The organism is Mycobacterium sp. Marseille-P9652 (assembly GCF_902652685.1).
Classification (GTDB): Bacteria; Actinomycetota; Actinomycetes; order Mycobacteriales; family Mycobacteriaceae; genus Mycobacterium.
Map to the genome: position 1 here is coordinate 151,211 of NZ_CACRUY010000001.1, position 25,482 is coordinate 176,692.

General features: G+C 64.7%; 23 protein-coding genes and 1 pseudogene. 5 read left to right on the forward strand and 19 right to left on the reverse strand.

Going from position 1 to position 25,482, the window contains the following annotated elements:
• Nucleotides 1-193: 193 nt before the first annotated feature.
• Together GPY60_RS00515 and GPY60_RS00520 are read right to left on the reverse strand one after the other, a co-directional pair.
• The gene (locus GPY60_RS00515; RefSeq protein WP_156685610.1) at nt 194-439 is read right to left on the reverse strand and encodes a hypothetical protein; all 246 of its coding nucleotides are present in this window, start codon (nt 437-439) and stop codon (nt 194-196) included.
• Between the two features lie 71 nt (nt 440-510).
• Entirely contained in the window at nt 511-1,161 is a 651-nt protein-coding gene (locus GPY60_RS00520) for an 8-oxoguanine DNA glycosylase OGG fold protein (RefSeq protein WP_156685611.1), read from the reverse strand.
• Between the two features lie 218 nt (nt 1,162-1,379).
• On the opposite strand from GPY60_RS00520, the gene GPY60_RS00525 reads away from it, so the two are divergent.
• On the forward strand, nt 1,380-3,200 hold the full coding sequence (locus tag GPY60_RS00525; protein WP_156685612.1) for a TOPRIM nucleotidyl transferase/hydrolase domain-containing protein: 1,821 nt from the start codon (nt 1,380-1,382) through the stop codon (nt 3,198-3,200).
• 18 nt (nt 3,201-3,218) lie between these two features.
• Here GPY60_RS00525 and GPY60_RS00530 read toward each other — a convergent pair whose 3' ends face one another.
• The 6 genes from GPY60_RS00530 to GPY60_RS00555 form a co-directional block, all read right to left on the reverse strand.
• Complete coding sequence (locus GPY60_RS00530) at nt 3,219-3,809, reverse strand: recombinase family protein (RefSeq protein WP_156685613.1); 591 nt, start codon at nt 3,807-3,809, stop codon at nt 3,219-3,221.
• A gap of 182 nt (nt 3,810-3,991) precedes the next feature.
• Nucleotides 3,992-4,471, reverse strand: coding sequence for a hypothetical protein (locus GPY60_RS00535; RefSeq protein ID WP_156685614.1), 480 nt, complete (start codon nt 4,469-4,471; stop codon nt 3,992-3,994).
• 229 nt (nt 4,472-4,700) lie between these two features.
• Entirely contained in the window at nt 4,701-7,220 is a 2,520-nt protein-coding gene (locus tag GPY60_RS00540) for an HsdM family class I SAM-dependent methyltransferase (protein WP_156685615.1), read from the reverse strand.
• Nucleotides 7,169-10,294, reverse strand: coding sequence for a type I restriction endonuclease subunit R (locus GPY60_RS00545; RefSeq protein WP_156685616.1), 3,126 nt, complete (start codon nt 10,292-10,294; stop codon nt 7,169-7,171). Before GPY60_RS00545 ends, GPY60_RS00540 begins: the two co-directional genes overlap by 52 nt.
• 1 nt (nt 10,295) lies before the next feature.
• The gene (locus GPY60_RS00550; RefSeq protein WP_156685617.1) at nt 10,296-11,516 is read right to left on the reverse strand and encodes a restriction endonuclease subunit S; all 1,221 of its coding nucleotides are present in this window, start codon (nt 11,514-11,516) and stop codon (nt 10,296-10,298) included.
• Nucleotides 11,513-13,249 carry a type I restriction-modification system subunit M gene (locus tag GPY60_RS00555; RefSeq protein WP_156685618.1) on the reverse strand — a complete coding sequence of 579 codons (1,737 nt, stop codon included), beginning with the start codon at nt 13,247-13,249 and terminating at the stop codon, nt 11,513-11,515. Before GPY60_RS00555 ends, GPY60_RS00550 begins: the two co-directional genes overlap by 4 nt.
• A 235-nt stretch (nt 13,250-13,484) precedes the next feature.
• On the opposite strand from GPY60_RS00555, the gene GPY60_RS00560 reads away from it, so the two are divergent.
• Nucleotides 13,485-13,958 (forward strand): DUF488 domain-containing protein, encoded by a 474-nt coding sequence (locus GPY60_RS00560; protein WP_156685619.1) that lies wholly within the window; start codon nt 13,485-13,487, stop codon nt 13,956-13,958.
• 348 nt (nt 13,959-14,306) lie between these two features.
• On the opposite strand, the gene GPY60_RS00565 is transcribed toward GPY60_RS00560, so the two are convergent.
• Nucleotides 14,307-15,275, reverse strand: a complete 969-nt coding sequence (locus GPY60_RS00565) for a hypothetical protein (protein WP_156685620.1) — start codon at nt 15,273-15,275, stop codon at nt 14,307-14,309.
• A 252-nt stretch (nt 15,276-15,527) separates the two neighbouring features.
• On the opposite strand from GPY60_RS00565, the gene GPY60_RS00570 reads away from it, so the two are divergent.
• Nucleotides 15,528-15,719 (forward strand): hypothetical protein, encoded by a 192-nt coding sequence (locus tag GPY60_RS00570; protein ID WP_156685621.1) that lies wholly within the window; start codon nt 15,528-15,530, stop codon nt 15,717-15,719.
• A 320-nt stretch (nt 15,720-16,039) separates the two neighbouring features.
• Here the strand turns inward: GPY60_RS00570 and GPY60_RS00575 are convergent, their stop codons facing one another.
• The 6 genes from GPY60_RS00575 to GPY60_RS00595 all read right to left on the reverse strand — a co-directional run bounded on the left by GPY60_RS00575 (nt 16,040) and on the right by GPY60_RS00595 (nt 20,722).
• Nucleotides 16,040-17,275, reverse strand: coding sequence for an ATP-binding protein (locus tag GPY60_RS00575; protein ID WP_156685622.1), 1,236 nt, complete (start codon nt 17,273-17,275; stop codon nt 16,040-16,042).
• Nucleotides 17,266-18,159, reverse strand: coding sequence for a bifunctional DNA primase/polymerase (locus GPY60_RS00580; RefSeq protein ID WP_156685623.1), 894 nt, complete (start codon nt 18,157-18,159; stop codon nt 17,266-17,268). The genes GPY60_RS00575 and GPY60_RS00580 overlap by 10 nt, the downstream gene beginning before the upstream one ends.
• Entirely contained in the window at nt 18,152-18,619 is a 468-nt protein-coding gene (locus GPY60_RS26490; RefSeq protein ID WP_197283483.1) for a hypothetical protein, read from the reverse strand. Before GPY60_RS26490 ends, GPY60_RS00580 begins: the two co-directional genes overlap by 8 nt.
• Nucleotides 18,616-18,756, reverse strand: a complete 141-nt coding sequence (locus GPY60_RS26495; protein ID WP_197283499.1) for a hypothetical protein — start codon at nt 18,754-18,756, stop codon at nt 18,616-18,618. The genes GPY60_RS26490 and GPY60_RS26495 overlap by 4 nt, the downstream gene beginning before the upstream one ends.
• Nucleotides 18,749-18,940 carry a hypothetical protein gene (locus tag GPY60_RS00590; RefSeq protein ID WP_231639201.1) on the reverse strand — a complete coding sequence of 64 codons (192 nt, stop codon included), beginning with the start codon at nt 18,938-18,940 and terminating at the stop codon, nt 18,749-18,751. The genes GPY60_RS26495 and GPY60_RS00590 overlap by 8 nt, the downstream gene beginning before the upstream one ends.
• A 294-nt stretch (nt 18,941-19,234) precedes the next feature.
• On the reverse strand, nt 19,235-20,722 hold the full coding sequence (locus GPY60_RS00595) for a recombinase family protein (protein ID WP_231639203.1): 1,488 nt from the start codon (nt 20,720-20,722) through the stop codon (nt 19,235-19,237).
• A gap of 51 nt (nt 20,723-20,773) precedes the next feature.
• On the opposite strand from GPY60_RS00595, the pseudogene GPY60_RS00600 reads away from it, so the two are divergent.
• A pseudogene (locus GPY60_RS00600) lies at nt 20,774-21,067 on the forward strand (cyclodehydratase); the annotation flags it as partial.
• Here the strand turns inward: GPY60_RS00600 and GPY60_RS26500 are convergent.
• Nucleotides 21,064-21,237, reverse strand: coding sequence for a hypothetical protein (locus GPY60_RS26500; protein WP_197283484.1), 174 nt, complete (start codon nt 21,235-21,237; stop codon nt 21,064-21,066). The pseudogene GPY60_RS00600 and the gene GPY60_RS26500 sit on opposite strands and share 4 nt — an antisense overlap.
• 84 nt (nt 21,238-21,321) lie before the next feature.
• Between GPY60_RS26500 and GPY60_RS00605 the strand changes: the two genes are divergently transcribed.
• Nucleotides 21,322-22,665 (forward strand): macrolide-binding ATPase MABP-1, encoded by a 1,344-nt coding sequence (locus GPY60_RS00605; protein ID WP_156685625.1) that lies wholly within the window; start codon nt 21,322-21,324, stop codon nt 22,663-22,665.
• A 9-nt stretch (nt 22,666-22,674) separates the two neighbouring features.
• Here the strand turns inward: GPY60_RS00605 and GPY60_RS00610 are convergent, their stop codons facing one another.
• The 3 genes from GPY60_RS00610 to GPY60_RS00615 all read right to left on the reverse strand — a co-directional run bounded on the left by GPY60_RS00610 (nt 22,675) and on the right by GPY60_RS00615 (nt 25,437).
• Entirely contained in the window at nt 22,675-22,935 is a 261-nt protein-coding gene (locus GPY60_RS00610; RefSeq protein ID WP_156685626.1) for a WhiB family transcriptional regulator, read from the reverse strand.
• 127 nt (nt 22,936-23,062) lie between these two features.
• Complete coding sequence (locus tag GPY60_RS26505; protein ID WP_197283500.1) at nt 23,063-23,218, reverse strand: hypothetical protein; 156 nt, start codon at nt 23,216-23,218, stop codon at nt 23,063-23,065.
• Between the two features lie 119 nt (nt 23,219-23,337).
• On the reverse strand, nt 23,338-25,437 hold the full coding sequence (locus GPY60_RS00615; RefSeq protein ID WP_197283485.1) for an ATP-dependent DNA helicase UvrD2: 2,100 nt from the start codon (nt 25,435-25,437) through the stop codon (nt 23,338-23,340).
• Between the last annotated feature and the right edge of the window lie 45 nt (nt 25,438-25,482).

The window sequence follows — 25,482 nt, forward strand, 5'->3', positions numbered from 1 at the left end:
CGCTGAGCACTCCGTACTGAACCGAAAGCGCTGCCTGCTCCTCGTCCACGCACAAAAGTTGCGGTGAGGCCGATCGACCATGCTCATCAGCCGGTCGTACTCCGGGTCACCGGGCTTGAGCACCTAACCTTCCAGGGCATACCGCACTTCACCTCGTGACGGCACGACGCCGACGTCGACCACCCGGGTGATGCTAGTTGCCGCCGACGTCACCACTTGCTTTTCTCTGCCTGAGATCATTAGCGAGACCCTTTATATAGACGCACGTTTCGAGCAACTTCTCCCGACAGCCTGATGACCACTCCGCGAGCGGCGGGGCGGTCAGGATGCAGTCAATCAGCAGGCCCCGCTTCTCATCGTCGCCCGTTTTCTCTGCCGTGAGGGCCAGGAGGGCTTGGATCGCCGCGTCTCCGGGGTCCACAACGTCATCGGAAGTCATGTTGGGCACCTTAAGCCTGGGCACCGACACACTGCTGGCTTGCGATGCAATGACGTTCTGCGCCTGAAGGATCAACGTCCTCCGATCGCAAACAAGGCGTACTCGACCACTTCTGGCGTCTGCTGCCATGTGGGATCAGACGCCCACCTCTCGGCCTGCTCGAGGTAACGAAGGTAGTCGGGCTGGCGTACCAAACCGGTCGGCGGCACCGTCCCCGGCGCTATGTCGGGTTCATTGAGTGCGTCGCGGACCCGCTTGTCCAGGACGAGCGGTCGTGGCCGGTGATCAGTGGTATAACCGGCGAAATAAAGCAGTTTGGTGCCGAACGACATATTCAGGCCGTCGATCTTGTGGGTATTGAAGAGCGCGTGCCACCCAGCACCAGCGCCCTCGGTCCGGGTTATGGCGACGATGGACCGGATCTTGTCTTCCGCGCCGTTCGTGCCGAGGATTGTCTGGACGCGGTGCGGCCCATAATCCTTCGGTGCGTATCCCCACGCCATCGCCATCATGAATAGGTCGACCGGATCAGCATCAGCCCGGTCGCGAATGAAAGAGCGCGCGATTCCGCCCTCAGTTTCGGAATGGGCAGTTAGCTTGGCGTGGGCAGCTTCGTGGCCGCGGAATACTGCCGTCCACCGTTCGGGTGCCCACCTGACCCGATGCGCGTCGACGTCAGCGACGGTGTAGCGCCGTAGCCGTTCGGGCACACCCTCGTTCATCGCAACCCCCCAGCGCTACGCCGCGAACGGCTTCAATCGGCCCACGACGGGAGCGACGATACTCAGCCTGGGCGACACGCGCCGGGCAACGCGGTTAGCGGGACCAGCCCAGGAGCTCAACACAGCTGTGGCGCGGCCAACGACCCTCGCCTTGCAGCAAGTCGATTGGCTCACGCTTGCAGGGCCGTGAACATCCGGCGAGGGGTACCCTTGTCGACGTGCGGCTCGTCCGGATCTACCTTTCGGGGGGCGGCCCATTGCGGACGATGGAGTTCGAGGCAGGCCCGTTCACGGTCCTGTTCGGAAAAAACAACGCCGGTAAAACCAGCATCCTTGAGGGCCTCTACGAAGCGTTTCAACCCTCCGATAAACGGGCGGTCCGCAGGAGAATGTACGTCCCAGGACACCCTCAATACGGCTATGCCGCCCCACCTCGCTGCGACCTATACGTTGAGTTGGAGCAGGGCGTTCCATTCGACGACGAGGTTTGTGCGGCAGTCGGCGAGAAGACAACTACGCCTCCACCCCGGTATGTCGCGTTTAACGAGGACGGCCTTTTCCCAGGCGGCCCCCTCGGGTATCGGGACCAATACGGCTGGCCGAGCCGGGAACATCCGGGGCGTGAGCACACCATCGCAGGTCCGCTCCCGCACGTGCTGTTTCTCGACTGGGATGTCGAAGACTTGAACACCCGCGTCGAGGACGCGATCGCCGATCTCGCTACGTATGACAGTGTCGGTATGCGCGCGGCTGGCATAGCCCCCGACTGGCCATGGCTTCAGCGCATCGAGCTCAAACGACGGTCTGTGGTGGAAATCAAAGGGGCCAGAACGGAATTGGAGAGAGATTCTGTTGTCTGGCGCGTGTCCCCCGCAGTGCAGCGCAAGCTCGATCAGCTCAACTCGTTAGCGACAGATTTGCTCCCGGATTTCGTCCACGAGCCGATCTCTGTTCAGGTCCTAGAGCCCAGGCGCTGGGGAGTCTCTACCAAGGTCGGCCTCTACTACGGCGACTACCCAAGGTCGGTCGAAGTTGATGCGGCGGGTCACGCGGCGGCACGTTGGGCCGCGGCTTCGTTGCAACTAGCGCTGCACCTAATGGCGGAGTACCCCGACATCACCAGGCTGGAAGACCTGGGAGTCCGGGGGTTCTCAGGACATATCTTGTTGATCGACGAGCCGGAGGCACATCTGCATCCTTCTGGTGCGGCCAGCATTGTCCGTTGGTGCCAGCGAATGGTTGTTCATGGCTTCACGATCGTGGCGGCATCACATCATGAGGAGTTCCTCCGAGCACCAACCGATGAGGTGACACTGGTACACGTCACGAGACCGAGTGTGGACGGCGACGTCTACACGAAGGCTCGCACATTGGACTCCTCGATGACCATTCACCTTCAACAGTTGGCCGCTGACGTCGGTATGCACCCTGCGCACGTGCTGGCGCTGCGCCGAGCGATCTTGTTCGTTGAGGGACCGCTCGACGAGGCAGTCTTGGATGAGTACGGCGGCCTAGAACTGGATGCCGCAGGCGTGAAGGTCATCCCAATACATGGCACGAAGAATCTCGAGGGCCTGGTTTCCGCTGAACTGGCGACGCAGCTAGGGATCAAGATCGGCGTCCTCACTGATGCCACCGACCCAACCACCATCTCGCAACGATCGAGACGGAAGTGGTCTTCCGAAGAACGAAAAGTTGTCAGGCTAATTGAGATGGCCAAGGAGAGAGGCTTACCCCCACCGATGATGTTTGGGGTCCCCGAGGCCGATCTTCTCTTCGCCCTGCCCGTCGACGCAATCCGCGAGTACCTGCAGGGTCCGTTTCCCGGCTGGAAGGAGCTTTTAGCGGAATGTCGTGAGGCGTTGGGCAAGGGGCCGTCAGACTCTGTCGACTGGAAGTCCTATGCGCTCGAACGTTACCGGCTGCCGATCACTACGGCGGGCGGAGTGAGGGATATCGTCCGCACTCTCGACCTTAACAAGGTGCCACTTACATCAATCCGCCGAGTAATAGGCGAAGTTGTGAACTGGGCTAAATGATCCGGCTCGCCTGAGCTTTCAGCGCCATGCTGATACCGACCCCTGCTGCTTCAAGACCTTGAGGGTCCTGAACAGGGTGCTCCGGCTGATGCCAAACATGGTGGTTAACTCACTCACCGGCTCGCCTTGTTGGTAGAGGCGCAGAAGCCGCTTCTGTTGGGCCACATCGAGCTTCATGGGCTTGGTGGCCGCCAGGCCCCGGGCGAGCCGGGCCTCGCGGGAGGCGGCGCGGCGCTCCTTGCCGAGTTCGAGTTCCAGTTCTGCGATGGTGGCCATGATGCTGGTGACTGCGCGCCCCGTCGGTGTGCTCGTGTCGACCCCCTCACGCAGCGAGCGGACGTGGACCCCGCGAGTGGTCAGCTCGTGCAGTGCGGTCGCGACTTCCCGAACCGACCGTCCCAGCCGGTCCACGGCGAACACCACGAGGTGATCACCTTCGCGCAGCCAGCCCATGCACTCGCTCCAGCCCGGCCGGTTGCTGCCGGCGCGGCCGGATGCGGTGTCGGTGAAGACGCGGTCCGGTCTGATGCCTGCAGCAGCGATGGCGTCGTGCTGCTGGTCGACGGATTGCTGCCCGGTGGACACCCGGAGGTACGCGGCGGTGCTCATGGTCACAATTAACCACCGGAGCCCGACATTTAGTTCGATGTCAGATCCTGACGAAGTCGGACTCCCGTTGTGACACCAGGAAATCGGACTTAGCGACCTGCACCAATCCTGCGCCCGAGGTCGTGGCGGCTTGGTCGCAGATCTTTAGATCTGAGACGTCGAGCTGATTGAAGTGTTCCTGGTCATGCGTTCTCCTCGTTGCTGTTGTGCAGATCCTTCACGGTGCCGATGAACACGTCGGTGATCTCAGGTAGCCGGGACACCAAGTCCCACAGCGGCTTATCAGTCTCGTACCGCACGGCGGCGTTTTCCTGGTCCCACTGCTGCTTCCACGCTGCATAACCAGGCAGGTCATCGGGATCGGAGCTGTAGTCCAGCGGGTCAATCCCATCGGGATGCTTCGGCCGGATTATGTAGAAGCGTGCTAATCGTCCAGTGTGGCGGTGGTACGCCACCACGTTGATCTTGAGCTCGCTTGGCAAGTCGCTGCGCATCTGTACGCGGCCCAGAAGCTGCCACTCGTCCAAGTCTGGCACCTGTAGGCAGGTGCCCTCGGTCAGCGTGATGGCCATCCGTCCATCGGAGTGCACGTGCGCAATCACCTGGTCAGGGCTGCTGGGGCCGTAGCCGGGGCGAAGTGGTGGGGTCGGCGTGATGCTCATGCGTGCTTTCCTTCAATGTGCGATTTAGGGACGTTGCCAGCGCCTGAGCCTCTGGTCTCGTTTCTTTTAAATGCGAGACAGCCACTCGGTTTAACTGCTCCACCGCAGCTCTGCCGGCGCAGTCGCGACAGTCGTTGCTCTCGCGTACGGCGAGCTGCGCGTCGTGCGCTGCTTTGAACCCCGGCGTGACGCGCCACGCGGACGGCAGCTCCAAGCTCACGCAGTCTCATCACCTCGACGCCAGTGCCCCAAACTCCGCGCGGAAACTCTCCAGGTCGGCCTGCACTTCGCTCTCCGGTCCGTGCTGGTAGCTGACCATTCGGACGTTGGTCCCTTCAGTCCGGTTATAGAAGTAGGTCGTGTACTGGGCGTTGCGCGGAGCGGTACGAAGCTGTACGAACCGCCCGAGGCGCAATGGCGACTGCGATCCATCTCTCACCAGGTATAGCTCGCCGTCGATCATGGGCTCGCCGACGCTGAAGTCCTGTGTGCGGAACGGGGAGCGGGTGCCGACGGCGACCTCCGCCTGCTGCACGTAGCCGTCCTGTGTGCGCTTGGCGCTTCCTGCGCGGACAAGCAGGAGCTGCGTCCAGACGTTCCCGAGGAGCTGGCGAAGGTTAGTGAGGTCCGAGACGAGGGATGCGACCTGCGCTTCCCATTCGTCCCTAGACGTGAAGCCGGTGTGCCCACTCCACCGGTTACGCTTGGTGTTCAGCTCCTTGAACTTAATGACGACGTCTTTGGAGATCAGGCGTTCTATTCCGGTCTGGCTGAGGTCGCCGAACGCATTGCGGACGCGAGCGACGTTGTCTGGGTCGTTACTCTCGAGCGCGCGACGGAGTTCCTTCGATGTCTTCTCGACGATGACCACCCAGGTCCCGAACGAGGCCCGTTCGATACCCAAATGTTGTTCTCGCAGAGTCTGACTGATCGCTGCTTCGACGTCCCTGCTGCTGCCCGGATCGCAGCGAGTCGCGGAAAGCAGCACCGTTGCATGGAAGGCCACAATGGCCTCCCACGCGTGGAGGTACGCACGCTGCTGGTCGCCAGGCGAAGTGGCGGTTTCAGCAGTCCAAAGCGCCGAGGCGATGGGGAAGGGCAGCTGGTCGAGCCAGGTACTCAAAGAGTCATCGAAAGCAGTCGCGATCCTGCTGACCACGTCTGCCGCGCTGTCGGGAGCTGCCCAAATACTCTCTCGTTGGCGGTTCAGTTCGGCGTGATAAGAGCCGAGCCTTTCGTCCGCCGCCGCGAGTGCGAGCTGTGTGCTGCGCGCGGGCACGGGGATGATGAGCTCGTCGGCCCAGCACATCAGGGATTTTGGGTCGGAGCTCAGCGCCGCGTGGAGTCGGATGGCGACGCCTTGCTCTGAGTTGAGCCATGCCGCCAGGAAAGTCGGCTCGACCACGTTGACATCGAGGTGAATCGAAAGCACTCGGCCAGAGGACTCCTTACCAACAGGTCCCGCGGAAACCTTGCCGCTGCGAGTCGTCGGAATGAACACTTGCCCGTCGACGGCAGCGGTCGAGTGAGTGGCCGATTGAGGCTCTCTGGTGAGGAGTTGGCTCAGACGCCGGCTGGCCCATCCGTTTGCATCTATGTCTTTCAGGAGGTCGCGCGAGTCGTCGCCGAAGAAGGGGCTGGGGTCAAGGTCGACGATGCTGGTCGGCTCGGTGTCGACGGAAATGGCGGAATCTGCCCCGTAGCGAGATTCCAGTAGCCGCTCGTCGATCGCCGTGTTGCCGTAGGTCGTGAGACGCCACGAGAGTCGGTGCCCGTCGCTGGACTCTCGTGTAAGCGAAGCTTCCCTGCGGATGAACTGCCCAACTCCGATCGTGCGGTTGCGGGGTCCGGACTTTCCGGTCCTAAGTCCTGCCTCGAGCTCCCGGAATGCGGACGCAGGGATCGCTCGATCAAGGCGGCTGGTCGTGAACTGCGTCTGCAGGTCGGCGATCGCCACCTTGCCACGTCCAGCTCCGTCGGCGCTGTTCGTAAAGGTCAGGAGGTACACGGTGGTGTTCGGTGCCAGCCTCTCGGGCAGCCGTGTTACTGACTCGAGCAGCTCGGCTTCGACGATCCCCTGCCGCACGGCGCCAGTGTCACCTCCCGCGCTCAACGCTTTGGGAGTGACCAGAGCCGCGACCCGCCCACCTCCCTGGGCTGCCGGTCGCAGCTTCTCCAACGCCAATGATATGAAAAGCCAAGTGGGGTCGGACTGTTGCGGTAGGCCGAACCGGAACGCACCTGATTCTCGACGAGATTCCACAGCCGGCGCTGAAAGCATCCACCCCATGTCCCACTGCGGATCGACGATCACCAAATCGGCTTCGAAATCCGCGAACTCGTCGTTCACGAGAGTATTTCCGACGGCCAGCTCAGCATCTGGCACGGCTTCGAAGCGACGTCGGCTGGCCAACACTGCCCACTCATTGATGTCCTGGCCGCGATATCGGACACGTATCCCGGCTGATTGGAGCGCGTCGACCAGCACAAATCCCGCGAACCCGGAGCCCGCTGCGGGATCCCAGATGTTGACGGACGCGATACTTGGGTCCAAGCGAGCGAGACACCCAACCGCAAGCGCTCGGGCCAACGACAAACTCGTGGTTAGCCCGTGGGCCATCAAATCGCGGTCACGGTCGGAATTCCTGTCACTCTTGGGCTCTTCGAGAACGGCTCGAAGAGCCGGATGCGCATCCCTCATTGCAGCCCCACCTTGCCAGCTTGGTCCGCGACCACCTGGTGGAACCATTTGGCGATGTCGGTGATCAGGTGTGCCCGTCCTGGTGCGTTGGTGAAGAAGTAGTCGCTCATCTTCTCGTGCGCGCCTTGGTTGTCGGCGACCGCGCCTGTCACGGCGTCGTCGAAGTCGGGAGACTCGACGAATTGCTTGGCGGAGTTGACTTTCGCCTGCTGCACGAGCGCATGGTCGTCGAGCAAGGTTCGCAATAGCGCTTCAAGGAAAGAAACCTTTTGCGGCTCGGTGAAGTCCTCAGACCCGAAGAGGTCGTTGAGCCGGTCGAGCACTTGTTGGAAGGCGACCATCTTGGGGTCACGCTTCTCGCCGGACCCCGCGGCGGTGATGCCGGACAGCCCGACCCGCATGCCAAGGCTGATGTCGATCCGTCCCCGGTCGATCTGCTTGACCTGCTTTAGCACGACGTCGGACAGGTCGATGGGTGCGGTGTAGTTGTCGGGCTGGATCACCCGCTCGAGGTTTCGGAGGTAGATCTGCTTCTTCTCCAGGGCCGGGTCGCCGTAGTCGATGATCTGCGACATGAAGTCGTAGAGGCGCACGAAGGATCCGACGTCCTTGCGGAACATGTCCAGCTCGGCCAACGCGGCCTTGTCGCCCTCGCCGCCGTTGTCGATCAGGGCGGCTTGGTAGCGTTCGGCGAAACGCTTCTTGCCGGGGTCGACCGCCGCGGCGAGCGCGTTGTTGCCTTTGTTGGTCACGAACGCCTTTGCGCACTGGTCGATCTCGGCTTCGGTGTAGATGCCGGCCGTGTCGAGTTTCGCGGCCAGATCGTGCACCAGGTTCGGGTCCGTCTCAGTCTCCAGGAACGCGTCGGTGAAGTACGGCTCGAACGCCTTGCGGATCTCCTCGGGCTCGTTGACGAAGTCGACGACCTGTGTCATCGTCGCGGTCTTCTGGACGCCCGATGGGGTGCGGTAGGTGCGGTTGAGCCGCGACAAGGTCTGGACTGCGGTGACGCCGGACAGGATACGGTCGACGTACATCGCGCACAGCAGCGGCTGATCGAACCCCGTCTGGAACTTATTGGCGACGATCATCACCTTGTACTGGTCGCCCCGAAACGAGGTACGGAGATCGTGCACGCCCGGGTTCATCGTGGATTCGGTGAAATCGTCGGGACCCGACTCGGGGTCGTGCACCGTGCCGGAGAATGCGACGAGGGTGCCGTAGCCGTAGCCCTTTTGGGCGATGAACGCGTCGATCGCGAGCTTGTAGCGCACCGCGGCCTTGCGAGAGTCGGTGACGACCATCGCCTTGGCATGCCCGTCGAGCAGGTGCGCCACGTTCTCGCGGAAGTGTTCGACGATGATCGCGGCTTTCTGGGTAATCGTCTGCGGGTTGAGTTTGACCCACCGCATCACCTCTTTGGTGGCCTGGGCCTGATCGACCTCGCCCCCGGCGGCGTTCTGCCCGACCTGGAAGGCCAACTTGAACGAGTGGTATCCGGTCAGCACGTCGAGGATGTATCCCTCCTCGATGGCCTGCTTCATCGTGTAGACGTGGAACGGCAGCGGCGCCTCGTCGGGAGTCGGCTTGCGGCCGAACAGTTCCAGCGTTTTGGCCTTCGGGGTGGCGGTGAACGCGAAGTAGGAGATGTTGGCCGACTCGGCACGCTCGGTTGCCTCGGCGGCCAGCACTGCCTCGACGTCGATCTCGCCGCCTTCTTCCATCTCCCTGAGCTCCTCGGCGGTCAGCACGGCCTTCAACTTGCCCGCAATCTGCCCGGACTGCGACGAGTGAGCTTCGTCGGCGATGACGGCGAAGGTTTTGCCCTTAAGTCCCTTGTTCTTTCGAATCTCTGCCATGGCGAAGGGGAACGTCTGGATGGTCACGACGATGATCAGCTTGCCCTCGATCAACGCTTTGGCCAGCAGCCCGGACTTCGACTTCGATTCGCCGCCCGCCTTCGCGTCCTCGTCGCGGTCGATCGCGACCACGATGCCCTGGTCGTTGTCGATCTGCTTGATCGCGTCCTGCAGCTGGGCGTCAAGCACATTGCGGTCGGTCACCACGATGACCGAGTCAAACACCTTGTGGTTGTTGACCTGCAGGCGTGCCATTCGGTGGGCGGTCCAGGCGATCGAGTCGGTTTTGCCCGAGCCGGCCGAATGTTGGACCAGGTAGCGCTTGCCGACTCCCTCGGCGGTGACCGCGGCGGTGAGTTCGGTGACCGCCTCCCACTGGTGAAAGCGCGGAAAGCGCAGCGACGACGACTTGGTGGTCTTGCCGCTGATCGGGTCGGTGCTCGACTCGTGCTTGATGTACATCAGTCGGCCCAGGATGTTCAGCCAGGCGTCGCGCTGCAGGACCCGCTCCCATAGGTACGCGGATTTCGAGCCGTTGGGGTTGAGCGGGTTCCCGGCGCCGCCGTCTTCGGCACCGCGGTTGAACGGCAGGAAATGTGTTGTGTCATCGGAGAGTTTGGTGGTCATCCAGACCTCGTCGTTGGACACCGCGAAATGCACCAGCGCGCGGGCACCGGAGACGAACAGCGGCTGCACCGCCCCGGTGGCGGGATCCTTCGGCAGCCGGGAAGTCTTGTACTGGGTGATTGCTTCGGAGACAGTTTGGGTGAAGTACGTCTTCAGCTCCGCGGTCGCCACCGGTAGCCCGTTCACGAAAAACACTAGGTCCACCGAGCGCCGATCGGCGGTGGAGAAGTGCACTTGGCGCACGACCCGCACCCGCACCGCCGCGTAGTGGGCGTTGCGTTTCTCATTCAGCGTGGATTCGGGCTTGAATACACACATTTGGAACTTGGCGGCCAGGTGCGAAAAGCCCTTCCGGAGCAGGCTTAGGGTGCCGCCACCGTTGTCGAGCGGGGTGTCAAGAACTTTCGCAATTCGGTCGAACAGCTGTGCCTGCTGCTTGGCGATGTCCCCAGAGCCTGGCTTCACGACCTTCGCCAGCTGTTCGGGCTGGGTGTCGGCCAGCCAGCCGAGGACGTCTTCTGGGAATAGGGCACGTTCGCGGTCGTAGCCGTCGTCATTGGGCGAGTAGAACCAGCCGTGAGCGGCGAGGTATTCGGCGAGTTCCTTTTCAAACTCGATCTCATTGTGCTGCGCCACGTTAGGCCGCTTCCCGCACGTCGACCTGTCCCGTCACGGCGGCTATGATCAGCGCTGACCGCCGTTCCACGGCGAGTTCGATGAACTTTTCGGTCTCGGCGATCAAGGTGTCGATTTTGGCGGTCTCCTTGCGAACCTCGGCCACTACATCTCGCTGTACGTCGGCCGCAGGGAGTGCGACGGGTACACGCGCAAAGGTCGCCCAATTGCGGAAATCGACGCTCCGTTGCCTCACATTCGGAGCTTGGGTCGCCAGATAGCCACTAACGCCGAGGTAGCGGAGAAGCATCGCAAGGTAGACCGGATCGTCGTCGCTGACCACCTCGCACACGTGGTAAACGGGAGTGGCGTTGCCATGACTGTCAGAAATTCCCACCGCCCCAGCGAATCCGTCAAGAGCATGGAACACGAGGTCACCGACGCGGACTTCCTGGTAGCCCTGCTCGGTGTCGGAGAACGTGTACCCCTCATCCCGTTTATTCGACCGGAGGGTTACCGAGCCATCGCGATACGCAGTAACAACGCCGAGTCCTTGGATTGCCGGGCGCGCAAGAGGACGGATTACTCTGCGCAAGGTGGTTTCCCGCTTTCCGCTGCGGGAGTAGAAGTGCCGATCTCCGATCGCCGCCCGCCGTTCTCGCAGCATCTCGATTAGTCGTTGCTGCTCGCCTATCAGTGTGTCGATCTGGAGCGTCTCTCGGTCAAGGTAGTTCGCAATCTCTCGCTGCTCCGGCAGGGCTGGGATTGGAATAGGGAGCGCTCGTAGCACGTCACGGGATAGTGACGGGAGTGTGGCCGTCCGGTTGTTCGCTTCGATAAAGCCGCTCGCGAGACACGCCTTCAGGCAGTAGATGAGAAAGCCAGGCCGTACCGAGCCCCGGCCGCGGACTCGGGCGACGTGGTTCTGGAACCCCCATCCGGGCATGTCTTCGGCGAGAAGATAGCTGCGACCGTAGCCTGCCCCTCCTTCGACCACGACGATGTCACCCTTACGGAGGTCGTACTGAGCGAGTTCGGCTTCGGTGAACGCCATCGTCTTGGTTTCGTCGAGGACGAGGTGTTCCGGCTGGATTGAACCGGCAGCCAGATAGGGAGCCTGGGTTTCGCCAGCTGAGTGTTTGGAGCCGTTCAACATCTTGCCGAGCACAACATCGAAGTAGTATCCGAGAGGCGCGGCCCTCCAAGAGCTGGGCAGGTCCCCGAACCAGTCGCTCCGGCTCACTTCTCCACCTCCCGTAGCAATTCCAAGATCTTTGCGACCTGCTTCTCCAGGTCCGCGTCGATTTCGGCGAGCGGCCGGGGCGGGACGTACTTGTAGAAGTGGCGGGTAAAAGGAATCTCATACCCAACTTTTGTCTTCGCGGCGTCGACCCAGGCGTCGGCGACGTGCGGACGCACCTCGGCTTCGAAGTACGCCTTGATCGTCGATGTCCGGCCCGCGTCACCCTCGGTGTTGCCGCCGTAGGTGAAAGGCACGTTCTCGGTGTCGCGCTTCTTCGCGTCCGGTTTCGGGTTGCCTTTACGGTCGGTCATCGGCTTCCCGTCCTCGTCGAGTAGCGCCCGTTCGACGGTAATGGTCCAGTAAGCGAAGTCGTTGACGGTGAACACTTTCGAGAAGTCGGAGTCGGCCTCTTCGAACGCGTCGTAGAGCGCGAGGATGCGCTCGCGGGACGCGGTGTCGACCTCGCGGTTTTTCGCACCGAGGTTCTTGCGAAGCTTTGTCCAGAACGACGTCGCGTCGATCAACTGGACCTTGCCGACGCGCTCAGGGCGCTTGGTGTTGTCCAGGACCCAGATGTAGGTGGCTATGCCGGTGTTGAAGAACATGTTCGTCGGCAGCGCAATGATGGTTTCCACCAGATCCGACTCGAGCAACCATTGACGGATCTTCGACGGGCCGGATTCGGCGGCGCCGTTGAACAGTGGCGAGCCGTTCAACACGATGCCGCCTCGACCGCCGCCTTCGTGAGCAGGTCGCATCTTGTGCGCGAGGTGACACAGAAACAGCATCTGGCCGTCACCGATCGAAGGCAGACCGTGTGAGAACCTAGAACCGGTGGCGAGCGCTTCCTTCTCGACGGCCCCGTGCGAGGCCTTCCAGTCAAAACCGTACGGTGGGTTGGACATACAGAAATCGAAGGTGCGGTCCCAGAACTGGTCGTCGGCCAAGGTGTCGCCCAGGCGGATGTTGCCAGCGTCCTGACCCTTGGCGATCATGTCGGACTTGCAGATCGCGTACGACTGGTCGTTGATCTCCTGCCCGTACAAGCGCAGCCGGGCGTCCGGATTGCGTTCCAGCAACCGCTCCTCGGCGACCGAAAGCATGCCGCCCGTGCCGGCCGTGGGGTCGTAGATCGTTCGGACGGTGCCGGGTTCGAGCAGGGCCTTATTGTCCTCCGCGAACAGGAGATCGACCATGAGTCGGATCGCGTCACGCGGCGTGTAATGTTCGCCTGCTTCCTCGTTGGAGGCCTCAGCGAACTTATAGATCAGGTGCTCGAACAGGTCTCCCATCTCGGCGTTGGGCACCGTGTCGGGGTGCAGGTCCACCTCGGAGAACTTCGACGTCACCAGGTACAGCCGGTTCTTCTCGTCCAGCGTCGCCAGCTCGTTCTCGAACTTGAACCGCTCGAAAACGTCGATGTTGGCCGAGAACCCGGTGATGTAGTCCATCAGGTTCGCCCGCAGGCCCTCGGGATCCTCCAGCAGCCGCGCGAAGTCAAAGTGGCTGGTGTTGTAGAAGGAAAGCCCCGTCTTGCGCTTAACCTGTACGTCCAGCGCTCCCCCGACGTACTTCGCGGCCAGCGTTCGCACCTCGTCGCGAGTGGGTTCGAGGACGCAGTCGAGGCGTCGGAGGATCGTGAACGGCAGAATAACCCCGCCGTACTGGTGCGGCTTGTACACGCCGCGCAGCTGGTCGGCGATCCCCCACACGAAGTTGCCTAGCTTGCTCAAACCCGTGCTCCCTCTGGCCGTCCCGCATTCAGGCCTGGCACGCACTCTAGCCACAGCAGGCCAGGTTTACGGCGGCGTTGGCGAGGCCGTCATGTTTCGGACGGGAACCACCGCGAAACTTGCGTGCGGTAATCCTGCGACGTGTCGACCAAGACTCCTGAGGCTTGGTCACGGTCGCGTTGCGGCGCCGGGGGTTCCGGCACCCCACTCTATGGACAGTGCACGATTAAGGCCCATGGGACGCTCCGACATCACCGACCCGTACGAAGCCGCCCAAGGGACCGTGGTGAGCATCGGCTACGAGGGCAGAACCGTCGGTGATCTCGTTGCCCAGTTGCTCAATCAGCGTGTGCGCGTGCTGGTGGACGTGCGCCTGACCCCGCTGAGCCGCAAGCCCGGACTGTCGAAGAGAAAGCTGTCCGAGGCGCTGGCCGCCGTGGGCATCGGCTACGTGCATCACCGCGCACTCGGCAATCCGAAGGACAACCGCGCCGGATTCCGCGCCGGCGAGCCGTGGTCCCGCGCCCGGTACCGCGACGTCCTCGAGACCGCCGCGGCGACTAACGCGCTGGCCAAGGTGTCCGAGCTACTCGACGATGGCGTCGTGGCGCTGCTGTGCTTCGAGTACGACCACGCCGCGTGCCACCGCGACCTCGTCGTGCGCAGGCTCCTTGAAGCCAGGCCCACGGCCGACGTGGTGCACATCTAGAACAAGGCGTTCTCGAACTTGGGACGCCAGACGCCGAGGGCGGAGAACGACCGGCGACGGCGGTTCTGATTGCCGACATAGAAATGCACGTCGTTGTCCGCCGACAGAATCTAGTCGCGCCACTTTTTGAGCATCGCCTCCCGGGCGCCGTCAGCGCCGTACTCGCGCAACCACTTCCGACCGCCCTGCCCGGCCTCCCAGTCGAGCACCTTCTGGTCGTGTCCACTGCCTGCCCCTAAAGGCGCAGTGGGCAAAGTTAACGGTCGTCGTGGTCGTATCTGACGAAGTCGATCGAGGTCACCACGCAAGGTGCCTAATGGTCCCGAGCACCTACCCCCACGCGGCGAGTTACTGCAACCGAGGCGGTATGGGGTTGTCGGTGAGATGCTTTCGGACGACGTCGAGGGCGTTAAGTCCATAATCCGGTCCCGGCGAGGCTGGGTAGGTCAAGCGCAGTGCGCGCTTATCTTCGCGTCGGCTGTCGGGAATCCTGCCACGGGTGCGGTCGTCGGGGTCGTATATCTCAATCAGGCCGAACTCGCACAATTCATGCACAGAACCATAGGCCTCGTGGGCCAGGCCGTAGTAGCTCCACTTGAGCTTGTCGGGGATGGCGATGCCGTCTTCGGGCTCAGATTTCCTCCTACCGCGTCGGAGCCGTCGAGTGTGTTCCATGATGACGAGCAACGTCGCCATTTCCTCGGGCGTCAAAACCAGATGCCAACCCGCGCGGAAGAACCCCGCGGGAAGCACGACCGTGTTTGTCGTGGAGGCGCCCGGGACGCTGTAGGGGCGGCGAAACCCGTCGTCGCTGTTGAGACGGAACCCGTGGTATCGGCGAGGGCTGCCAGCGTCTGCGACTGTGACGAGGCCCAGTCGGTCGAGCGTCTTGAGAGCGCGGGTGACCCGGAGATTCAGTTCGCGGGTGTCCACACCGCGCGTTCGCAGTCCGCACAGGTCGGCCCATCCGTCGCGGACCACGTTATGGTGGCGGTTTTCAACCAAGTCGCCGGATTCGAACTCTTGGTGGGCGACATAGATGCCAGTGAGATAGGCCTGTTGAGCGTTACCTGGCCGATTGATGAGTCTGGTATTGGGCGGGCGGGTGGCCGCGTCGGCCTCGCGTCGCGCGAGTGGTGTGCCCGCTTCGCGGGCTGCGCGGGGTTTTTCCAGTCGGATGAAGCCACTGCGGATGCGGATATCCGGATGGTCTCCGGTATCGAGAGATTGATAAAGGTCTACGGCGGCGTTGATGCCGTATTCGCGAGCGCCAAGGTCTTTCAGCCGCTTCTGCCTGATGGCTTCGGCCTTGGCCACCGCCCTCCTATCGTCTTCCTCCCTCTTCCTCAGAAGCGCGACTTCTGCGACAGCCCGATCGAAACCTTCCGTCACGGCGTGTCCAGAATGTCCAAAAAGTCGTGGGTTGTTCCCAGCGGGGTATCTCCTGGCGGCATATAGGTCATAGCTCTATAACTAAGTCTACGTCCCGCCAGCGGCTACCCGATATACCGCTAGGAGCAACCCGGATGCTGCGCGACATCGAGGTTGCCCCCGTCGCAGGATGTGGCCATGACCAACCGCAAAGCCAGCAAAGGCGAGCTGGAACGGGTCGCCGCACGCGGCTGGCTTTTCACATTGCGATATGCCCTGCTATTGCAGGCGAGCACGCCGTCCACGCGGCTGGGCAAGTGGGCCACAGCGCTGGTCTCGGCCATAGGGTCCAGCCTCATGAGCATTGCGGCAGCGCGAGGTTTTCGGTAGCGCGGGCCAATCCCCTGGTCACACTGATGTGAGCAAGTGACATGGCGGGCGGTGGTTGCGATCCCGGCCGGCCGCGGGCCCGGGGGCCAGCGTCACCGATATCACCAGGCGGGGAATCGATCGAAAGCGAGGCAGGGTTGTCCCGAGTAGGTTCACTACCACTGCTGACTGAGTGACTGCGCCCCTAAGGGGCGCAATCGTTGCACTCAGTCCTGGCCGGGTAGGAGCGATGATCCGGGTGCGCGCACTCGGTGGATGCACTCAGTGCTCCGCCCGCGCGTATTTGCCCTGGTAAATGGGCGTTTGACCGATTGCAGTGGTCAGTCCGACTCCGCACTCCCTCGCCGATCCTGCGCGCAGTCGGGATGACTCCCCCGGGCAAGGCCCGTAATCGGTCGTGAGCACACCGAGCACGGGTTCGCCAGGGCGTAGAGGTGGGACTTTCGCGGTCCCGGGGTGCGGGTCAGGGTGCACTGAAGAACACCTTGCCTCAGCGCCGGGTCGATGGTGCGGGCGTTGCGGCCAAATCTCTTGGCCTCCTTGAGGATGGCGTTCCGGGTCAGCTCGGTGCCCTCGCCGCTAGCTAGGTGCTCGACCAGGATCTCGATGACCTCGTTGAGCACCTCGTCCTCGTTGGCTCGGCGCGCACGTGCCTGCCGGGTACCGTCCGTGTAGGTCAACCGCCGGGTGTCGGCGTCGAAGTCCAAGCGACCCTCGGGCACGTCGACGTCACGCCCGTAGGCGGTGAAGTACACGGGCGAGTCGGGTGCGTCCTTCTCGCGGACCAGCCGCCAAATGGCATCGGGCCAGTCCTGCAGCCGGGAATCGCCCCGGGCTCGTTCGCCCGAGTGGCCCATGTGGTGGACGACGACTGCTTCGCCGATGCCGGAATCGGCCAGCAGGGCGTCGAAGGCCACAAGGAACCGGCCGGCATCGTGGTTCTCGTCGAGGCCCAGTGCGTCCAGCACCGGGCGCAGGCAGTCGAGGATCAGGTAGTCGGCCCCGCGGAGGCGCTCGGCCCACTCCGCCCGCACGTCCTCGTTGAAAATGTTGAAGGCGCCGAGGTGCCCGCGCATGGTCACCACGTCGACGCGGTCGGCGTTGGTGATGCGCTGATCCCGGAACCAGCGGCGCAAGGTGTTCTCCGCCAGCTCGTCATCGATGAGCACGGCGCGCCGCGTCTGGGTGGTCACCGGGAACCGGCCCAGGAACGGGTCGCCGTCGGCTAGGGACCGCAGCAGGTTGCCGACCAGGGTGCTCTTGCCCGCCTTGTATTGGGCCGCCAGCAATACGCGTCCCTGGGCCGGTGCCAGCCGATCGATGCGGTACTCGGCATCGGCATCGGGCTCTGCGAGCAGTTCGGCCAAGCTGCGAAACGCGGGAAGGGGGGACGGTGGGTGGACCTCCTGGTCGAAAAGCAGCTTTGCCTCGTGTTTGGCGCGCAGTACGCCGAGCTGGTAATCGACGTCTTCCTTGAAGCTGCCGTCACCGTCCGATCCGCTCCGGTTGGACATCGTCTCGAACTGCGTCTCGCGGCAGGGCCCGGTTACCGCCATGGTCCCTCCTGGACGAGGACCGCGGCGATCGCGTCGCAGATCGTGCGCTCGACTTCGTCGGAGCGCAGCCCGGCATCGGCGGCGGCGTCGGCCAGCGCGGCATAGATGGGGTCATCTTCGTCGATGAGGCCCTCGTCGGCGGCACGGCAGGCCGCCCAGTACAAGACTGAGTGGCGTTGGCCCTCCGAGGCGTTAGCCACAGTGCGTACCAGGCCCCGGCACTTCCGCCGGGCTGCGCTGGGGGACAACCGCCTGCCGTGACGCCCGGGGCGATGTCTTGGTGCCCGTTCCGGCCTGGCAGCCAGCTCGCACAGCCACCGGGGGGCGACGGCGATGTCGGCCAGCGGCTGCTCGAACGTGTAGGGCCTCTCGGTGAGCCCGTGCAGGCTGGGCGGCATGACCACGAAGTTCCGGTCGTGGCAGAGAATGTCAACGCCGCGGCACAAAGTGCTCCGTACCGGCGCCTCGAAGCCGTCGAACCACAGGTGGCGACCGCCGTCGCCGCGGCCGCTGATCGTCGTCAAGGTCTCGGGGAGCGGGCCATGCTCGGCCTCAAACTCGAGCAGCGCGACGTCTCCACCGTGGCGGGGGTCGACATCGAGGACAATCTGGCCTGGGTGCGGCCTAGCGCCGATCCCGTGGTCGGGATGTTCGGCCCAGTGCCGGTCGGCCCACTCCACGTCGCAGCTGGCGTCGTAGAACCCGTGGCCCATCAATCCACATGCTCCGCGGCACTTCCCCTTTTCCCGGCTGTGCCAGGGGTGCGGGCTGGCCAGCGCCGGGGTCTTGCTACATGGGAACAGCGGTATGGTTGCGAACCCGCACTCGCGGTAGGCGGTGGCCACCTGGCGGTAGTCCTCCCGGTATCGGTAGTGACTAGGCATGGTCTCCCCTCCTCCTGCTGGCGCGGCGGTCTTTCTCCGTCCTCCCAGAAGCCCCGGAAATACGCTGAGGCCTATCGCCCTCGGGGTGGGGGGTAAGTGCCTCACCGTCCGTCACGGCGGCTAGGGGGCGCACTTCGTACACCCGGAACCAGGCGGTGTCGCCCCCCGCGAGCGAGCCGTTGGGTCGCCTAGACACAGAGCCAAACGCCACCGCGTACTCGGTTAGGTGTGGGCGCTTAATTTCCGCATTGACCTCGATGATCGTCCCTGTCTTGCCGCGAAATTGCGGCCAGGTGCCCTTGGTCGGGTACCGCGTCTGGTCGCGTTCGATGCGGACTCGCTCGCCGACGGTCAGCTCGGAAACGCCTTGCCCGTTCGGGGTGGTGTCATCGCCACCGGGGTGCCTCCGACGTTTGCGAACCGAGTGGCTTTTCCCAGCGTTCGAGGCGATCGTGGTCACGATGCCGCCTCCAGGGCGCGCGGCCGGACTGGCCGGAGTAATTCGCACAGCCTGATCCGCTGCTCGTCGCTGAGCGGGGGCGCTTCGGCCAGGATCTTCTCGACGTAGTCATCGATAGCCGGGCTGACCTCAGACATGCGCACCCCCGCCGGGGCCCCGCTTGGCGTTGAGCAGGGAGATTAGGTCGTCGATCTGTTCGTCGGTCAGCGACGGGGTGGCGACCAACGCCAAGCGCACGTGTTCTTTGAGCTTGAGCGCGCGAAGGTTCCTGCGCGCCTCGATTAGGTCGGGATCGTCGGGGGAACGCTCTCCGTTCTTCACACAGCGAGCCAAAGCGGCCACGCGGGCGCGTTCAAACTCCCAGGAACGGGACGGTATGGACATGGCTGGGACCTCCGGGCAGTTGAAGAACACTGCCCCGTCCACAGCCCCGACCCGGCGACCTCAGGGGATACATCATTGCTCACGGTTCGCCCCCGTCTTCAGTGTCCGGGTCGGCGCACTTCAGGGGACCGCGTGACAATGGTAGAAGGAGCTAGACCGTTACGCACCTACGGATTGGAATTGCGGTCTAGATCACACGGAGCGCATCCGTCTTAAGGAGCGCTTGTTGAGTCAGTGGTGTCCATTCCAGGTCACCCGAACCGTTTCCGGTTCAAAGCCGGGCCCGTGCTTCTCGCGGGGGATCAGGACCACCTCCATGCCGAGCGTCTCCAGCACGGCCCGTCGGGCGGATACCGGCATCGCCTCCCAGTTCTCGGCGGCCTTCGGTCCGGCGAGCTTTCGCAACACATCGATGTCTAGGGATTGGACCGCGGCGTCACGCTCGCGGCGGGTGGCCTCCAATTCAGGTGCCAGCCGGGCGGTGATGCGCTCGAGCTGGCGAATGGTGATCTTCCCGTCGGCCTGGGAGTCGGCGGCCTCGTCAAGGCGCTGCTGCAGCTGATCACACCGTTCCGATAGTCGGCGGGCCCGGTCATCATCTCCCAGCAGCCAGTCCAGCGCGTCGGGCTTGGCAAGGCGCCCAATGACCACCCTCGCAACGAGGTCGTCGACGGGTTCCTGCAGGCGTCCGGTGCAGCCACCGCCGTCGAGACACAGATAGATGCGAGTACCGTTGCCCCGTCGGCCACCGCGACGGGCGACCCGGAGCGGACCACCACACACACCGCACTTGCCGATTCCGCCAGTCAGTAGATGCTTGCGAGCACCGGGTCGCGGGCCGCTGTGACTGCGCCGCTCCGGCGACGCGAGCAGAGCCACCACACGATCGTGCTTGGCGCGGTCCACGATCGGCGGCCAATCGCCGGGCATCTCGGTGCCGCCGTCGTCGCGCTTCCGATAACGGCGGATGCCCGCGTTGGCGTCACGTAGAAGCAACGTCCTCACTGTGCTCTTGGCCCACGTTTCTGCCGGGATCTTGCGGCCCTTGGATTCCCGCTGCTTGCGCACCTCCGGCGACATCTTCATCCACTGCGAAAAGCCGGGGGATGGTTCACCTCGGGCGTTCATGTCGCGGTAAAGCTCGTTCAGCGACACGCCCGCGAGCACGCGGTCTACCAGCTCTCGCACGATGCGTGCTTCACGCTCGTTGACAACTTGATTTGCATGGATACCCCGGCCTGTCCGGTCCCAGCCGTACGGGCAATAGCCCCACGCTTTCCCGCGCCTCGCCAGGTCCGCGATGGCCGCCGACACCCGTTCGGCCTTTACCTCGCCCTCCATGGAGTCGAACGCGGTCATCATGTCGGCCAAACCCCGCCCGTAGGCAGATCGCAGCTCCAGCGATGGCCCCTTAACGGCGATCACGTCGACGTTGTGCTTACCGAAGGTGGTGATCACCTCGGCGCGGTCCTTGCGGGACCGCATCAGGCGCGAGGATTGCCAGACGATGACGTGATCGACCCGCTCCGAGACGACCAGCTCCCAGACCTTGTCGTATCCGGGCCTGCGCAATGCCTTACTGGCGGTGACGTCGTTCTCTACGATCTCGTCGGCGACCTCATAACTGCGCGCCTGGGCCAACTCGCGCATGTCGTGAAGTTGGCGGTTGACGCCGATCTCCTCGCCGGTTTTGTCCACGCTGATCCGCGCGTAGAGCACAGCCCGTTCCGCCACCCGACCCCTCGATAAAGTAGTTCCTTTTTAGATGGTACTAGCTGCCTGGGATGCGCGGATTTGCATCGCCGCGACCGCGACGCGGCGTGGCCGGCGATCTCGGCCCAATTGCGCGAGACGGTCGGCGTGGCCGACCGCGCGACGATCCTGGCGACCGCGGCGCTGGCGCTGAGCCAGGTGAACCGGGTGATCGCCGCCGTGCGCGGGCGGGAGGCGCTGACGGACGCCGGCCCGCCGCAGACCCTGAACGCCACCCTGGAGTTCGACCTCAACGCCGGCGCCATCGTCGCGCGCCGGTGGACCCGCCACCCGCTGTGTTCGTGCGGCTAGCCCAGCCGAGCCTGGTCCGGAACGCTCGTCGAGACCGCGGCGTACGCACGCGCCAGTTCCTCGAGGACCGTGGCCGTCAGGGTGCCGTCCTTACGGTTCTTGTCGAGCGTCTCGATGATCGCCCGGAACAACGAGTCCGCGGCGTCGTGCTGGGATTGCTTTGCTGCCATGGTGTTCTCTCCTACCACCCTTCGATGCGCGACTCGCCGCGTCGTGACTGTTGCGGAGATCAATACCACGACTACCTAACCGTCGTGGATGATGGACGTGTGGCAGACATCAAACGCGGCCGGGCTGCGCGAAACGCGAAGCTGGCCAGCATCCCGGTCGGCATGGCCGGCCGGGCGGCGCTCGGCATCGGCAAGCGGCTGACCGGCAAGTCGAAGGACGAAGTCCAGGCCGAGATGCTGGAGAAGGCCGCGAACCAGTTGTTCACCGTCCTGGGTGAGCTCAAGGGCGGCGCGATGAAGGTCGGCCAGGCGCTGTCGGTGATGGAAGCCGCGATCCCCGAGGAGTACGGCGAGCCCTACCGCGAGGCCTTGACCAAGCTGCAGAAGGACGCCCCGCCCCTGCCGGCGCATAAGGTCCACCGGGTGCTCGACGCCCAGCTGGGCACCAAGTGGCGGGAGCGCTTCACGTCGTTCGACGACACACCGGTCGCCTCGGCCAGCATCGGCCAGGTGCACAAGGCGGTGTGGTCGGACGGGCGCGAGGTGGCCGTCAAGATCCAGTACCCGGGCGCCGACGAGGCGCTGCGCGCGGACCTCAAGACCATGCAGCGGATGGTCGGTGTGCTCAAGCAGCTCTCCCCCGGCGCCGACGTGCAGGGCGTGGTCGACGAGCTGATCGAGCGCACCGAGATGGAACTCGACTACCGCCTGGAGGCGGACAACCAGCGCGCGTTCGCCAAGGGGTACCAGGGCCACCCGCATTTCGCCGTGCCGCACATCGTCGCGAGCGCGCCGAAGGTGGTGATCCAGGAGTGGATCGACGGCATGCACATGGCCGACATCATCCGCAACGGCACGCCCGAACAGCGCGACCTCATCGGCACCCGGCTCACCGAGCTCACCTTCGACGCGCCCCGCCGCGTGGGCATGATGCACGGTGACGCCCACCCCGGAAACTTCATGCTGCTGGCCGACGGCCGGATGGGCGTCATCGACTTCGGCGCCGTCGCGCCCCTGCCCGACGGCTTTCCGCTCGAGCTCGGCGTCATCATGCGGGCGGCCCGCGACAAGGACTACGAGGTCCTGCTGCCCACCATGGAGAAGGTCGGGTTCATCCAGAAGGGCCAGCAGGTGTCGGTCAACGACATCGAGGAGATGCTGCGCCAGTACGTCGAGCCCATCGAGGTCGACGTCTTCCACTACACGCGTAAGTGGCTGCAGAAGATGACCGCTGTGCAGATCGACCGGTCGGTGTCGCAGATCAAGACGGCCCGGCAGATGGACCTGCCGCCCAAGCTGGCCATCCCGATGCGCGTCATCTCGTCGGTGGCCGCGATCCTGTGCCAGTTGGACGCGCACGTGCCGATCAAGCAGCTCTCGGAAGAGCTGATCCCCGGGTTCGCCGGGCCGGATACCGCCGCCGTCTAGCGCGGGTCGTCAGGCGGCCACCGCGTCCTTGCGGGGCCGCCCGCGCGGGCGTTTGTAGCTGATGACGGAGCCGCGGTCGAAGATCTCGCCACCCCACACACCCCACGGTTCGGCGCGCTGTACGGCAGCCGCCAGGCATTGCCGCCGGATCGGGCAGTCCGCGCAGAGCGCCTTGGCCCGCTCGAGGTCGGCGGGGGCGTCGGCGAACCACAGGTCGGGGTCGCCGGCGTGACACGGCAGGGGCTGTCTTCGGAGGGTCGGTGCCGGCATGTGCATCTACTTCCTGGTCAGTGTGTCCTTCTGCGGTGATCCGGACCAGGGAGTTTTTCCTCTGAGAACGACTATGGCCACGGATCCTGGTGACTTCGGGTCCGTGGCCATTGGGGTGGTGTGGGGCTTAGGTGTGCCCCCGATCCACGGACGCGTCGGTCGCGGCGGCATGCTTTGCAGCGGCCGCCGGTACGGCGGCGTGGGCGGCATGGAAGGTGCGCGCGGACAGCACGGTGGTGCGCAAGGAGCCGGCCGCGACCGTTACGAACGCGTCGTTGATCATGCTGGCCACCCTCCTCTCGCTGCGACTGTCGGCCTGTTCGAGGGTAGACGGCCGCCCGTGATGGACACAACCGAATTTCTGACCTGCGCGTTTACGCCAGGCGCCGCGGCCCGCGCCCGTCAGCGCCCGCGGACCAGCTCCAGCACGTCGGGCCCGTACTGTTCGAGCTTGCGCGCGCCGATGCCCGGGATCGCGACGAGCGCCTTCTCGTCGTCGGGCAGCAGTTCGGCGATCGCGATCAGCGTGTTGTCGGTGAAGACGACGTAGGCGGGCACCTTCTGCTCCTTGGCCACCTCCAGCCGCCACGCCTTGAGCCGCAGCAGCAGGTCCTCGTCGATGTCGGCGGCGCAGGTCTCACACCGGCGCAGCATGACCGCGGCAGGCGTCGTCAGGTCGCGGTTGCAGATCCGGCAGCGGGTCGCGGCGGCCCGATTGCGCCGCGACTTGCCCGGACCGGGCTCGGACCGGGCCTGCGGCGCGATGCCGTTGAGGAACCGCGACGGCTTGCGGCTCTGCCGGCCGCCCGGGTTGCGGGCCAGCGCCCAGCTCAGCGACAGGTGGACCCGCGCCCGGGTGATCCCCACGTACAGCAGGCGGCGCTCTTCCTCGACGGCCTCGCTCTCGGGGCCGTGGGACAGCGCGTGCGAGATAGGCAGTGTGCCGTCGGCCAGGCCGACGAGGAACACCGCGTCCCACTCCAGCCCCTTGGCGGCGTGCAACGAGGCCAGCGTGACACCCTGCACCACCGGCGGGTGCCGCGAGTCGGCGCGCGTCCGCAGCTCGGCGAGCAGGCCCGGCAAATCGAGCCCGGGACGCTGCGCCACTTCGGCGTCCACCAGTTCGGCCAGTGCGCTCAGCGCGTCCCAGCGGTCGCGGGCGCGGGTGCCGGTGGGCGGTTCCGCGGTCAGGCCCAGCGGCTCGAGGACGGCGCGCACCACCTCGGGCAGGGGCCCGCTGAGGTCCGGGCCGTCGCCGCGGCCGGCCGCGCGCTGCAGCGCCAACAGCGCCTGCTTGATCTCCTGTCGGGTGAAGAAGCCCTCGCCGCCGCGGACCTGGTAGGCGATGCCGGCCTCCGTCAGCGCCTCCTCGTAGATCTCCGACTGGGCGTTGACCCGGTAGAGCACGGCGATCTCCGACGCCGCGGTGCCCGCCTCGATCAGCTGCGCGATGGACGCGGCGACGGCCGCGGCCTCGGCGGTCTCGTCGGGATACTCGCGGAACGTCGGGGCCGGGCCCGGCCGGCGCTGGCCGACCAGGTGCAGCTTGCTGCCGGCGACCCGCCCGCGGGCCGCCGCGATCACCTGGTTGGCCAGCGACACCACCTGCGGGGTGGACCGGTAGTCGCGCTCGAGGCGGACCACGGTGGCGTCGGGAAACCGGCGTGAGAAGTCCAGCAGGAACCGCGGCGAGGCCCCGGTGAAGGAGTAGATGGTCTGGTTGGCGTCGCCGACGACGGTCACGTCGTCCCGGCCGCCCAGCCACGCCTCGAGGACCCGTTGCTGCAGCGGGGTGACGTCCTGGTACTCGTCGACGACGAAGCAGCGGTAGCGGTCGCGGAATTCCTCGGCCACCGCCGGGTCGTTCTCGATCGCGGCCGCGGTGTGCAGCAGGAGGTCGTCGAAGTCGAGCAGGGTGACGGATTCGTCGCGGGTCTTCAGCGCCTCGTATGCGGCGTAGACGCCGGCGATCTGGGCGGCGTCGAGCGGGATGTCCCGGCCGGCGGCGGCGACGGCGTCCGGGTACTGCTCGGGGCTGATCAGCGACGCCTTGGCCCATTCGATCTCGCCGGCCAGGTCGCGCACGTCGTCGGTGCTGGCGTTGATCCTCGACCGGTTGGCGGCGCGGGCGACGACGGCGAACTTGCTGTCCAGCAGCTGCCATCCGGTGTCGCCCACGACGCGGGGCCAGAAGTACCGGAGCTGGCGGTGCGCGGCGGCGTGGAACGTCAGGGCCTGGACGGCGCCCACCCCGGAATCGTTGTCGAGCGCGCGCAGCCGGGAGCGCATCTCCCCCGCGGCCCGCTGCGTGAACGTGACCGCCAGGACCTGCCCGGCCGCGACGTGGCCGCCGGCGACCAGCTGCGCGATGCGGTGGGTGATCGTGCGCGTCTTGCCGGTGCCCGCGCCGGCGAGCACGCAGACCGGACCGCGCGGGGCAAGGACGGCCTCGCGCTGCTCGTCGTCGAGACCGGCAGTCAGGGGTTCAACGACCATCGGCATGGCTGCCATCTTGGCAGGGACGGCCGACACATCGTCGCCGCGCCG